Here is a 13,709-nt window from a genome sequence, read left to right as displayed (position 1 = left end):
CAAGGAGACAGAACCGATGACCGCCACTCCGCCCGAGGTGGAGCAGCTCCTCGCCCGCGCCCACGACCTGGGCTCGGACCCGCGCAACACCAACTACGCGGGCGGCAACGCCTCGGCGAAGGGCACCGTCACCGACCCGGTGACCGCCCGCGACGTCGAGCTGATGTGGGTGAAGGGTTCCGGCGGCGACCTCGGCACCCTCACCGAGCCGGGCCTGGCCGTGCTGCGGCTGGACCGGATGCGCGCCCTCGCGGACGTCTACCCGGGCGTCGAGCGCGAGGACGAGATGGTCGCCGCGTTCGACTTCTGCCTGCACGGCAAGGGCGGCGCCGCGCCCTCCATCGACACCGCCATGCACGGGCTGGTGCCCGCCGCGCACGTCGACCACCTGCACCCCGACTCCGGCATCGCGATCGCGACCGCCGCGGACGGCGAGGAGCTGACCCGGCGGATCTTCGGCGACCGGGTGGTGTGGGTGCCGTGGCGGCGGCCCGGCTTCCAGCTCGGTCTGGACATCGCCGCGATCAAGGAGGCGAACCCGGCGGCGATCGGCGTCGTCCTCGGCGGCCACGGCATCACCGCCTGGGGCGCGACCAGCGCGGAGTGCAAGGCCGCCTCGCTGGAGATCATCGCGACCGCCGAGGCGTACCTGGCCGAGCACGGCAAGGCCGACCCGTTCGGCCCGGTCGTGCATCCGGCGCTGCCCGAGGCGGAGCGGCGGGCCCGCGCGGCCGAGCTGTTCCCGCTGGTGCGGGGGCTCGCCTCCACCGACCGGCCGCAGGTGGGGCACTTCACCGACAGCCCCGAGGTGCTCGACTTCGTCGCCCGCGCCGAGCACCCGCGGCTCGCCGCGCTCGGCACGTCCTGCCCCGACCACTTCCTGCGCACCAAGGTCGCGCCGATGGTGCTCGACCTGCCCCCGGACGCGCCGCTCGACCAGGTGAAGGCGCGGCTCAGCGAGCTGCACGCCGACTACCGCGACGCCTACCGCGCCTACTACGAGCGCAACGCCGCGCCGGACTCCCCGGCGATGCGCGGCGCCGACCCCGCGATCGTGCTGGTGCCCGGCGTCGGCATGTTCAGCTTCGGCGCCAACAAGCAGACCGCCCGGGTCGCGGGCGAGTTCTACGTCAACGCGATCAACGTGATGCGCGGCGCCGAGAGCGTCTCGGCGTACGCGCCGATCGACGAGGCCGAGAAGTTCCGGATCGAGTACTGGGAGCTGGAGGAGGCCAAGCTCCGCCGGATGCCCGCGCCGAAGCCGCTGGCCACCCGCGTCGCGCTCGTCACCGGCGGCGGCTCGGGCATCGGCGCGGCGACCGCGCGGCGGCTGGCCGCCGAGGGCGCCTGCGTCGTCGTCGCCGACCGCGACCGGGCCGCGGCCGAGAAGGTCGCGGCCGAGATCGGGGCGGGCGCCTACCGGGCGTCCGACGTCGCGGTGGCCGTCACGGTCGACGTCACCTCCGAGGACGAGATCACCGCCGCCGTCGCGGCGGCCGTGCTCGCCTTCGGCGGCGTCGACCTGGTCGTCAACAACGCCGGGCTGTCGGTGTCCAAGCCGCTGCTGGACACCACCGCCGCCGACTGGGACCTCCAGCACGACGTGATGGCGCGCGGCTCGTTCCTGGTGTCGCGCGAGACCGCCCGCGTCATGGTCGAGCAGGCCATGGGCGGCGACATCGTCTACATCTCGTCCAAGAACGCCGTGTTCGCCGGGCCCAACAACGTGGCCTACGGCGCGACCAAGGCCGACCAGGCCCACCAGGTCCGGCTGCTCGCCGCCGAGCTCGGCGAGCACGGCGTCCGCGTCAACGGCATCAACCCCGACGGGGTGGTGCGCGGCTCGGGCATCTTCGCCGGGGGCTGGGGCGCCAAGCGCGCCGCCGTCTACGGCGTCGAGGAGGACAGGCTCGGCGAGTTCTACGCCCAGCGGACGCTGCTCAAGCGCGAGGTGCTGCCCGAGCACGTCGCCGCCGCCGTCTTCGCCCTCGCGGGCGGCGACCTGACCCACACGACCGGACTGCACATCCCCGTGGACGCCGGCGTCGCCGCCGCGTTCCTCCGCTAGACCCGGTGGGGCCGGCCCGGTCACGCAGGAGCCGCGCCGGCCCCACCGCCCCACGCTCGCACGCGTCGCCCACCCCCCGTTGGACCTTGCAGAGCCCCCGAAAGGGACACAGATGGACCTGGCCAGGACGTTCCACCGCCCGCTGCCCGTCATCGCCACCCTCGCCCTCGGCGTGACCGGCCTGCTGGCCGCCGCCCTCCCCGCCGGCGCGACCGGCCCGTCCGGCGCGACCGACGCGTTCGGGCTGCCCGCCCTCGCCAGATCCGACCGCTACGTGATGACGCCGGCGGCGCGCACCGTCCGCCCGGCCCGCGTCGCCGAGTCGCACAAGGTCAACGGCGACTACGTCACGGCGGACTCGCCCGCCTCGGAGAAGGACGGCCACGCGCTGACCGCCGGCCCGTCCAGCACCACCGCGAGGGTCGACGGCGTCCAGGTCAGGCAGGCGGGCCCGGACGTCGCCGGAGCCTCGTTCGGCTACCGGATGCGCGTCCCCGGCACGGGCCCGCTGACGCTGCGCGTCGAAGAGGCGGGCAGCGCGACCGGCCACTACGAGGTGCTCGTCAACGGCACCGTCGTGCACGAGCGCAAGCCCGACACCGCCCAGGCCGGCGTCTGGGGCGGTCCCGGCGGGCAGCAGCTCGCCGGGCTCGTGCACTACGACGTCGCCGTCCCCGCCCGGCTCGCCGGATCCTCCGGCTCGATCCAGGTCACCTTCCGCAACGCGGCCGAACCCGGCCCCGGCGCCCGCGTCCACGCCGTCTGGACGCTCGCGGACGCGGGCCGGACCACCGCCCCCTACGGGGGCACCGTCACCGACCCCGGCGGCGCGGCGCGCGGCGGCACCACCACGCTCCGCTCGGACGCCTACGGCCGCCCCTACGTCGTCTACGACTTCGGCCAGGAGGTCGGCGGGAAGATCGGATTCACCGCCCACACCAAGGGCGGTGCGGCCCCCAAGATCGGGCTGGCGTTCAGCGAGAGCCCCACCTACCTCACCACCGCCTCCGACTACAGCCAGGACCCGGTCGGGCTGGCGACCGAGACGCACTACCTGACCCCCGGCGCGGGCCGCTCGGCGGTCACCGACCCGGTGATCCGCGGCGGGTTCCGCTACCTGATGGTCTTCCTCGCAGAGCCCGGCGAGGTGGAGCTGTCCGGCCTGAAGCTGGACTTCACCGCCGATCCCGCCAACCCGGCCCCGAACCGGTACCGGGGCGCGTTCCTGTCCAGCGACGAGACGTTCAACCGGCTCTGGTACTCCGGCGCCTACACCGTCCAGATGAGCACCATCGACCCCCGGACCGGGCGGCCCTACCCGGGCAAGGAGGGACCGGTCGGCAACGACGCGACCGTCGGCGACGGCGACAGCGTCATCACCGACGGCGGCAAGCGCGACCGGATGATCTGGGGCGGCGACAACGCCGTCGCCGACGTGGTGTCCTACCTCAGCACCGGCCGCCCCGGACCGGCGGCCAACGCGGTCGGGTTCATGGCCAAGGGGCAGGCCGCCAGCGGCCAGATCCCCGGCCTGTACCTGACCGAGAGCCAGGGCTACAACCTCGGCTGGGGCGAGTACGCCGAGTGGTGGGTGCAGAACTTCTGGGACCACTACCTCTACACCGGCGACCGCGCGTTCCTCGACCGCTGGTACGGCGCGATGAAGAAGAACATGGCCTGGCTGGAGTCCAAGGCCGACGCCGACGGCGTCCTGGACCTTAAGGGCGCGGGCGGCACCTGGGGCTACGGCAACGAGGGCAAGGGCACCTACACCAGCTCGCTGTACGTGCGCGTGCTCGGCCTGGCGGCACGGGCCGCCGAGGCGAAGGGCGAGCCGGACGCGGCCAAGACCTACCGCGAGCAGGCGGCCCGCACCGCCGCCGGGGTCAACGCCACGCTGTGGGACCCCGCCGCGGGCGCCTACAAGGTCGGCCCGGGCGACGCCGCCCACCCGCAGGACGGCAACGCGATGGCGGTCGTGGCGGGCGTCGCCACCGGCGACCGGGCGCGCTCGGTGCTGCGCTTCTTCGACACCGCCCTGGCCGGACGGCACGGCGACCTGACCGTCGACAAGCCCGGCGGCGTGGTGCCGCAGTACATCAGCCCGTTCGTGTCGAACTCCGCGCTGCTCGCGCAGGTGAAGCAGGGCGACGCGGACGGCGCGGGGTCGCTGCTGAAGCGCACCTGGGCGCCGATGCTCGGCGGGTCCAACCCCGGCACCCTGTGGGAGAACGTGAACCCGGACGGCGCGCCGCGCCTCGGCTCGTACACCAGCATGGCGCACGGCTGGGCGGCCGGCCCGACGTCCTTCCTCACCAACCAGGTGCTCGGCGTCACCCCGACGTCGGGCGGGTTCTCGACCTTCACCGTGCTGCCGCACCCGACGCCGGGCCTGCGCTGGGCCCAGGGCCGCGTACCCACCCCCGCCGGGAACGTCACCGCCTCCTGGAAGCGGCAGGGCGGCACGTTCTCCCTCCAGGTCGTCGCGCCCGGCACGACCTCCGCCACCGCGGGCGTCCCCGCGGACGGCGTCCGCGAGGTCCGGCTCGGCCGCACCCCCGTCTGGCGGTCCGGGCACGCGCTGCGCCCCGGCGTGGTCGTCCGGGACGGGCTGATCCAGGTGCCGGGCCTCACCGGGACGTCCACGCTGACCGCCCGGTGACCCTCGGACGAGTGACCTTCGGACGAGCGCCACTCGGACGAGCGCCATCCGCGCAGACCGCCGCCAGTAGCTGAGTACAGGAGCTTTGATGGCCCACCCCACCCCCCGCCGCGGGCTCGCCCGCGCCGCCGTCGCCGCCGCCCTCACCGTGGCCGGCACGGCGGCCGTCCTGCCCGCCATGCTCACGCCCGCCGCGTCCGCCGCGCCGTCCGCGCGCGGCCCCTGGCAGGACCCCTCGTACCAGCCGCGCCCCGGCCAGTGGCGCCCCTACGTCCTGGCGCCCGAGAGCCGCACCGTGCCGCCCGTCGCGGTGTACAAGGCCGACCCCCGCGAGGGGCGCATCGACGGCTCGCCCGAAGCCGCCCTGAAGAACGGCGGAGGGTCGGTGCGGCTGACCGGCGCGGCCGACCGCGCCGGGTCGCCGCTGCTGATCCTGGACTTCGGGAAGGAGGTCGCCGGGCACATCAAGGTGCGGGTCAAGGGCGCCTCGTCCACCCGGCCCAAGCTGCGCGCCTGCTTCAGCGAGTCGATCCGCTACCTCGCCGAGGCGCCCGGCGACAACGACGGGCAGGGCGCCATCGCCCCCGGCTGCGACACCGCCAACATCTGGAACGGGTTCCCCGGGCAGCCCTACACCGAGGACACCGACAGCCACGCCCTCACGCTGGACGGCAGGCTCCCCGGCACCGTCCGCGACAAGGAGCTGCGCGGCGGCTTCCGCTACGCCACGCTCTTCCTCGACGGCCCCGGCTGGGTCGACGTCGACGGCGTGTCGGTCGACTACACCGCGGCGCCCAGGCAGAAGGACATGACCGACTACCAGGGCCGGTTCCTGTCCAGCGACAACCTGCTCAACAAGATCTGGTACGCGGGCGCCTACACCGTCCAGCTCAACACCGGCGCCGCGAACACCGCCAAGAGCTGGCCCTACGTCAAGGGCGAGGGCGACCACGCCGACGCGCCCGTCCCGCACGCCGACCCGAGCAAGGACGTCATCTACGACGGCGGCAAGCGCGACCGCATCATCTGGCAGGGCGACCTGGCCGTGCAGGCGCCCGTCGCGTACCTGAGCACCAACGACCTGGACGCGGTGACCAACTCGCTGTCGTCACTGGCCGCCCAGCAGCTTCCTGACGGCTACATGCCCGCCGAGAGCCAGGTCGGCCAGCACAACACGGACGAGCTGCGCACCTACGGCGAGTACGTCACCTGGTTCGTCAGCAACATGCACGAGCACTGGCTCTACACCGGCGACCGCGCCTACCTCGCCAAGTGGTGGACGGCGCTGACCAAGGCGACCGCCTGGCTGGAGTCGGTCCGCGCCCAGGACGGCGACAAGGGCCTGATCGCGTTCGACAAGGCCGGGTCGTGCGGCCACTACGGCTACTCCGACTGCGGGCACGAGACCTACGTCAACGCCCTCTACGCCCGCAACCTCGCGCAGATGGCGGACCTGGCGAAGGCCCGCGGCGACGCGGGCGCCGCCGCGGCCTACGCCGGGCGGTCGGCCGCGGTGAAGAAGGCGATCAACGACCAGCTCTGGGACGAGAAGGCCGGCGCCTACCGGCTCTCCCGCGAGATCCCGGGCGCCTACCCGCAGGACGGCAACGCCACCGCGGTCCTGGCCGGCGTCGCGGGCGCCGCGCGGGGCCGCCGCGCGATGGCCTACCTGCGCGCGAACAACTGGGAGAAGTACGGGTCGCTGACCGTCTCGCAGAAGACCCCCAACGCCTCGCTGCCGCCGTTCTACGCGCCGCTCCCGAGCACCTTCGAGACCGACGCCCGCCTGGAGGGACGCGACGCGTCCGGGCTGGACCTCATCCGGACGTTCTGGGGCCACCAGCTCGCGCAGGACCCGGGCTCGACGTTCTGGGAGCACATGCAGCCGGACGGCACCCCCAACCTCAAGCAGTTCTCCAGCCTCGCGCACGGCTGGGCGGCCGGCCCGACCGTCACCCTCAGCACCCGCGTCCTCGGCGTCCGGCCGACCGCCGCCGGATACTCGTCCTGGGCGGTCGTGCCGTTCGCCGGCGACCTGACGTGGGCCGAGGGGACGGTCCCGACGCCGCACGGCGGCATCGACGCGTCCTGGCGCACCGACCGGCACGGATTCGGCCTGACCGTCCGCGCCCCGCGCGGCACGACGGGCCGCCTCGCGGTGCCGGTGTCGGCGAGCACCCGGAAGGTGACCTTCGACGGCCGCACCGTGTGGGCCGGGGGCGAGGCCACCGCACGCGGCGTCAGCAGTGACGGCGCCTACGTCTATGTCGACGGGGTGTCCGCCGGGCGGCACGTCCTGGCGGCGAGAGACTGAAGGGAAGAGAGCACATGACCGAGAACGGGACGGGGACCGGCCGGGTCCGGGTCGGCCTGGTCGCCGGGGGGCTGGGCGCCTACTGGCCGCAGTTCCCCGACCTGCTGCCGCAGTTGCGGCGGTCGGCGGAGCGAGTGGCCGAGCGGATGCGCGGCCTCGGCGCCGACGTCGTCGACGTCGGGTTCATCTCCGACGCGCAGGAGGGCGCCGCGGCGGCCGAGAAGCTGCGCGCGGCGGGATGCGACATCATCGTCGGCTTCCTCACCACCTACATGACCGCCACCATGCTGGTGCCGGTCGCGCAGCGCGCCGACGCGCCGGTGCTGCTGATCAACCTCCAGCCGACCGAGTCGATGGACCACGCGACCTTCGACACCGGCCAGTGGCTGGCGTACTGCGGGGCCTGCCCGCTGCCGGAGATGGCCAACGCGTTCCTGCGCTGCGGCATCCCGTTCCGGTCCGTCTCGGGGTACCTGGAGGACGAGCGGGCCTGGACCCGCATCGGGCGCTGGGTGCGCGCCGCCGGGGTGCGGGCCGCGCTCCGCCGCGGCCGGCACGGGCTGATGGGGCACCTGTACCCGGGCATGCTCGACGTCTCCACCGACCTCACCCTGGTCAGCGCCAACTTCGGCGGCCACGTGGAGGTGCTGGAGTTCGACGACCTGCGGGTCCGCGTCGAGCAGGTCACCGAGGCCGAGGCCGCCGCCAAGCGGGCCGAGGCGGCGGAGGTCTTCGAGCTCGACGCCTCCGTCGACGAGGACGACCTCCGCTGGGCCGCGCGGGTCTCGGCCGGGCTGGACCGGCTGGTGGCCGACTTCGAGCTGGACAGCCTGGCCTACTACCACCGCGGGCTGGACGGCGAGATCCACGAGCGGCTGGGCGCCGGCATGATCCTCGGCGCCTCGCTGCTCACCGCGCGCGGCGTCCCGGCCGCCGGGGAGTACGAGCTGCGCACCTCGCTGGCCATGCTGATCGCCGACCGGCTCGGCGCGGGCGGCTCCTTCACCGAGCTCCAGGCGCTGGACTTCGGCCGCGGCCATGTGGAGATGGGCCACGACGGCCCGGCCCACCTGGCGATCAGCGCCGGCCGGCCGCTGCTGCGCGGCCTCGGCGTCTACCACGGCAAGCGCGGCTACGGCGTGTCGGTCGAGTTCGACGTCAGGCACGGCCCGGTCACCGCGCTCGGCGTGATCCAGCACCGCGACGGCCGGTTCTCGCTCGTCGCGTCCGAGGGCGAGACCGTGGCGGGGCCGCTGCTCCAGATCGGCAACACCACCTCCCGGGTCGACTTCGGCTGCGACCCGGGGGAGTGGGTCGACGCCTGGAGCGCCACCGGCATCTCCCACCACTGGGCCCTCGGCACCGGCCACCGGGTCGCCGAGCTGAAGGCCGTGGCCGACCTCTTGGAGATCGAACTCATCGACGTCCGCCCGTAACGCGCACCACGACCGAATTTCAGGAAGTCGGGGGACTTACCTACCAGGAGCGTCCGCGTGACGTGTGTCTTCGGCATACGCAAAATCACCCCGGCCACCGCGCTCTTCACGGCGATGGCCCTGATCACCGCCCTGCTCTCGCTCGCGCCGCCGCCCGCTCGGGCGGCGGCGCCGCGGCCGGCGGGGACCACCACTGAGCTCGCCAACTTCGACGCGGGCGGGAACCAGGTCACCCGCTACGACACCGACGGCAACGCGGTGGACGCGCACGACGGCGCGATCCAGCGCTTCGGCGACACCTACTACCTGTACGGGACCAGCTACGACTGCGGCTACCAGTGGCAGGTCAACAACACCTTCTGCGGGTTCAAGGTCTACTCCTCGCCCGACCTGGCGCACTGGACCGACCGCGGGTACGCGGCCAAGCCCCGCGACTGCAAGTTCTGCTTCCGGCCGCACACCGTCCACAACAAGGCGACCGGCAAGTACGTCATGTGGGTGAACGACCAGGAGGCGGCGGACAGGTTCCGCGTCTACACCGCCGACCGGCCCACCGGCCCGTTCACCGAGAAGCCGGTGCCCGACCTCCCGTCCGCCACGCCCTGCACCGCCGACCTCGACGTGTTCATCGACGACGACGGCACCGGCTACCTGGCGTGCAGCAACGCCGGATGGCACATCGCGGTCATCAAGCTCACCCCCGACTACCTGCGCGTGGCCGGGCCGTACGCGGTGACCGGGGTGACACGGGTCGAGGCGCCGTCGCTGTTCAAACGGAACGGCACCTACTACCTGACGATGTCGGACCCGAACTGCGGCTACTGCGTCGCGACCGGCACCTCCTACCTCACCGCCAAGAGCCCGCTCGGCCCGTGGCACGGCCGCGACGCCTGGACCGTCGAGGACGGCGCGCTGGTCGCCAAGGGCGGTCTCTACGGCCTGTCGCAGCAGGGCGACGACTGGACCGACTACACCTACTCCTTCGACGTCGCCCCGCTCCCGGCCTCGTCGGGGACGGCCGCGCAGGCGGGCTTCTCGGTCCGGATGAACCGCGACGACCACGGCTACCTGTTCCTGCTGAGCGGCTCGGGGACGGGCAACGGCAAGCTGAGCGTCCTGCGCCGCGCCGGGTCCACCACCGCGAGCCACGTCGTCACGCTCGACAAGCCGGTCGTGGCGGGGGAGTGGCACCACGTGTCGGTCACCGCCGCCGGCTCCACCCTCACGACGTCCATCGACGGCGTGCAGGTGGACAGCTACACCGACGCCACGTACCCGGCCGGCAAGGTCGGCGTCCGCGAGTGGAACGGGGCGGCGCTGGAGTCGGCCAGGTTCGACAACGTGCGGGTCACCTCGGCGGACGGCCGGGAGCTGCTCGCCGACGACTTCTCCGGCGACCTGTCCAAGTGGATCGTCCCGACCCCGGGCGTCAAGATCAGCGACGACTCCTGCGGCGGCCAGCCCGCCCAGGTCGCCACCCTACGGCAGCGCCGCGGCGACCCGACCTACCTGTACTTCAGCGACTTGTGGAACTTCCACACCAACGAGGCGCGGGCCAACTTCTACTGGCAGCCGCTGACGTTCGCCGCCGACGGCTCGATCGAGAAGCTCACCTGCTCCAACACCCGCGTCCACCTCGATCCCGGGCACGCGGGGCGGCAGCGCCCGGTCCGGGGCCTGGACCAGGGCAGCGGCGCGGCCGGGTTCCGTACCGGCTGCGACATCGCGGGCAACGTCCGGCGGGAGCAGCGGTTCACCGCGGGCCGCTCCGGCCGCCTCACCTCGCTCGCCGTGACCGCGTTCAAGGACGGCACCGAGGAGGGACGCGTCCAGCGCACCCCGCCGGACGAGCCGCTGACCATCGAGATCACCGACGGGGCCACCACGCTGTGGTCGGGCTCGGTGGCGGCCACCGGCGTCGGCTGGGCGCCGCGCAACCTGACCGTCCACCCGCGCGTCAAGGTCGAGCGCGGCCGGCCCTACACGGTCCGGATCGGCTCGGCGACGACGGCCAAGGGCTGCTACGGCCTCGCCTACAGCGACGGCGACCCCTACCGGGGCGGGACGGCGGCCGTCAGCACCGACGGCGGCGCGACGTTCACCGCCGAACCCGCCCGTGACCTGAAGTTCTTCACCACCGTCGAAAGGAACTGACGCGTGAGCGACAACAAGGCCGGATTCACCCGCAGGGGCGTCCTCCAAGCGGGCACGGCGGCGGGTGCGGTCGCAGCCGTCTCCTGGGGCGCGCCCCTGGCCGGCACGGCCGCCGCCGAGACGGCCCCCGCCGCCGACTGGTCGGGCGCGTCGTGGATCTCGCATCCGGTCGTCGAGCCGTCCCTGGACGGCGCGTCCTGGATCTGGCACGCGGCCGACGCGTCCGCCCCCGGCAAGGTCGAGCGCGCCTTCCGGGGCGGCTTCACGGCGCCGGACGGCGCGTCCGGGGGCACGCTGCTGTTCAGCGGCGACGACGCGGTGGACGTGTACCTCAACGGCGAGCTGCTCGGGAGCACCCGCGCGATGCAGGCCCGCAACACCTTCGCCTGGCAGGTCGGGCAGCTCGTGGACCTCACCGGCAAGGTGAAGGCGGGCCGGAACGTGCTCGCCGTGCGCGGGGTGAACAGCGGCAGCTCGGCGGCCGTGATCGCGCGGGTGGAGGTCAGGGGGGCGGACGGCGGCGCCGTCCAGGGGGTCGACACCGGCGCCGAATGGCGGTCGGCCGCCGACGCCCCGGACGGCTGGGAGGCCCCCGGCTTCGACGATTCGGCGTGGCCCAAGGTCAAGGTGCTCGGCGCCTACGGGATCAGCCCGTGGAAGACCAACGTCCGCATCCCGCGCACGCCGGTCGAGTTCCGCCGCGGCTTCCGCGCGCGCAAGCCGGTCAGGTCCGCGGTGCTGCACGTGTCGGCGCTCGGGACCTACGAGGCGCGGCTGAACGGGAGCAAGGTGGGCGACGAGGAGCTATCGCCCGGCTGGGTGGACTTCGCGCACAAGGTCCCGTACCAGACCCACGACGTCACCAGGCTGATCCGCTCCGGCGCCAACGAGATCGGCGCCACGGTCGCGGAGGGCTACTACGCGAGCATCCTGATGGGGGGCCAGCACCGCTTCGCCGACTCGATGGCCTTCCTCGCCGAGCTGGTCGTCCACTACCGGGACGGGTCCACCGACCGGATCGTCACCGGCAGCGACTGGAAGGCGGGCCACGGTCCTCTGACGCGGGCCACCCTGTACGACGGCGAGGAGTACGACGCGCGGCGCGCCGCCCTGCCGGTCACCGGGCCGGTGAAGGTCCGCTCCGACCTGTCCCCGCGGCTGTACGAGCTCGACCACGCGCCGGTGCGCGTGATCGGCACCGTCAAGGCCAGGTCGGTGACCGCGCTCCCCGGCGGCGTGCACCGGATCGATTTCGGGCGCAACTTCGCCGGCCGGGTGCGGATGACGGCCACCGGCCCGGCCGGCACCAGGGTCCAGCTCAAGCACGCCGAGTGGCTGAACGCGGACGGCACCACCTACTTCGCCAACCTGCGCGGCGCCGACCAGCGCGACATCGTCACGCTGGCCGGTGCCCGCCGTCCCGAACGGTACGTTCCCCGCTTCACCAGCCACGGGTTCCGCTACGTCGAGGTGACCGGCTACCCCGGCACCCCGACCGTGGACGACTTCGTCGCCGAGCAGCTCAGCGCCGACACGCCGGTGACCGGCGCGTTCAGCACGTCCAACGCCGACCTCAACGCGCTCCAGACGGCGCTGTTCGCCGGGCAGCGGTCCAACTTCACCGTGCTGCCGACCGACTGCCCGCAGCGCGACGAGCGGCTCGGCTGGGCGGGCGACGTGCTCGGCTTCGCCCCGACCGCCGCCTACAACGCCGACGTCGACGCCTACCTGCGAAGCTGGGTCACCTCGCTGCGGGAGGCCCAGCAGGAGGACGGCTCGGTGCCGAGCATCGCGCCGCGCGTCTACGACGGCGCCAACGGCGGCGCGGGCGTGTCCGGCTGGGGCGACGCGATCATCTTCGTGCCGTGGACGCTGTACGAGCGGTACGCCGACCGGCGGGTCCTCACCGAGAACTACGCGGCGATGGCCAAGTGGGTGGCCTTCCTCCAGACCGACTCCACCGGCCTGCTCCGTCCCCCGACCGCCTACGGCGACTGGCTGGCCGTGGACACCTCGCCCAAGGAGGTGGTCAACACCGCCTACTTCGCCCATTCGGTCCGGCTGCTCGCCAAGATCGCCCGGGTGCTCGGCCAGACCGCGGACGCGGCCCGGTACGACGCGCTGCTCGACAAGATCAAGGATGCCTTCATCGCGGCGTACGTCTCCGCCGACGGCACCGTGCGCGGCGACACCCAGGCGGTCTACGTGCTGGCCCTCCAGTTCGGGCTGATGCCGGACGCGCTGCGCGAGAAGGCCGCCGAACGGCTCGTGGCCAAGGTGACGGCGGCCGGGTTCCACCTGTCCACCGGCTACCTCGCCACGCCCTACCTGCTGGACGTGCTCACCGAGGCCGGCCACCTCGACGTCGCCTACAAGGTGCTGCTGAACGACTCCTACCCCGGCTGGCTGTACATGCTGCGCCAGGGCGGCACCACGCTCTGGGAGCGCTGGGACTCCCTGCAACCCGACGGGGTGTACCAGCGCAGCTCCTTCAACCACCACGCCCTCGGCGCGGTGGGCGACTGGATGTACCGCACCATCGCCGGGATCAACCCCGACGAGGCCCGGCCCGGCTACCGGCACAGCGTCATCAGGCCGCTGCCCGGCGGCGGCCTCACCAGCGCGCAGGGCTCGCTGCGGACCGGGTACGGCGAGCTGTCGAGCGCGTGGCGGGTGACCGGCTCCACCCTCCGGCTCACGGTGAAGGTGCCCCGCCGCACGACCGCCACGGTGCGCCTCCCGGCCGGTGCCACCGGGCCGGGGGGTCGCAAGCCCGACCGCACCGAGAACGGGACGGCCGTCTTCGAGGTCCGCTCGGGGACCTCGGCGTTCACCGCCCCGGCGCCCTGACGGCGATGCGCCCCCGCGCTCAGAGGAAACGTGAGGTGAGGCCCTGATCCGCTGCGACTGAGCACGTGATCGGGGGATCCGCTCCGCAGGCGACGGCGAGCAGGCCCCGGCCGCACGGCCAGGGGTCCTGCTCGCCGAGCGTCCGCTTCACCGGGATGCGCGACGGCCACGCGGTCTACGAGGCCGGGTCCGGCCGCCTCACCTTCCGTTCCACCCACCGTTGAG

The 13,709-nt window shown here is 73.5% G+C and carries 7 protein-coding genes; all 7 read left to right on the top strand.

All coding sequences use genetic code 11. The features are described 5' to 3' along the window. The first annotated feature begins 16 nt into the window (after positions 1–16). The 7 genes from OHA34_RS08905 to OHA34_RS08875 all read left to right on the top strand — a co-directional run bounded on the left by OHA34_RS08905 (position 17) and on the right by OHA34_RS08875 (position 13,708). A complete protein-coding gene (locus tag OHA34_RS08905) occupies positions 17–2,068 on the top strand; it encodes a bifunctional aldolase/short-chain dehydrogenase (RefSeq protein ID WP_285940610.1) in 2,052 nt (683 codons plus the stop codon). 112 nt (positions 2,069–2,180) lie between these two features. Next, on the top strand, positions 2,181–4,730 hold the full coding sequence (locus OHA34_RS08900; protein WP_329521309.1) for an alpha-L-rhamnosidase-related protein: 2,550 nt from the start codon (positions 2,181–2,183) through the stop codon (positions 4,728–4,730). 88 nt (positions 4,731–4,818) lie between these two features. Further along, entirely contained in the window at positions 4,819–7,044 is a 2,226-nt protein-coding gene (locus OHA34_RS08895; protein WP_329521308.1) for an alpha-L-rhamnosidase-related protein, read from the top strand. A 14-nt stretch (positions 7,045–7,058) separates the two neighbouring features. Beyond that, complete coding sequence (locus OHA34_RS08890; RefSeq protein WP_285940604.1) at positions 7,059–8,480, top strand: L-fucose/L-arabinose isomerase family protein; 1,422 nt, start codon at positions 7,059–7,061, stop codon at positions 8,478–8,480. A 57-nt stretch (positions 8,481–8,537) separates the two neighbouring features. After that, positions 8,538–10,634, top strand: coding sequence for a family 43 glycosylhydrolase (locus OHA34_RS08885; protein ID WP_285940602.1), 2,097 nt, complete (start codon positions 8,538–8,540; stop codon positions 10,632–10,634). Positions 10,635–10,637: 3 nt separating this feature from the next. After that, entirely contained in the window at positions 10,638–13,484 is a 2,847-nt protein-coding gene (locus tag OHA34_RS08880) for an alpha-L-rhamnosidase (RefSeq protein WP_329521307.1), read from the top strand. 65 nt (positions 13,485–13,549) lie between these two features. Further along, entirely contained in the window at positions 13,550–13,708 is a 159-nt protein-coding gene (locus tag OHA34_RS08875; protein WP_285940598.1) for a hypothetical protein, read from the top strand. Position 13,709 lies beyond the last annotated feature (1 nt).

Source organism: Spirillospora sp. NBC_01491, from assembly GCF_036227065.1.
Classification (GTDB): Bacteria; Actinomycetota; Actinomycetes; order Streptosporangiales; family Streptosporangiaceae; genus Spirillospora; species Spirillospora xylanilytica.
This window is presented reverse-complemented; position numbering and strand designations above follow the sequence as displayed.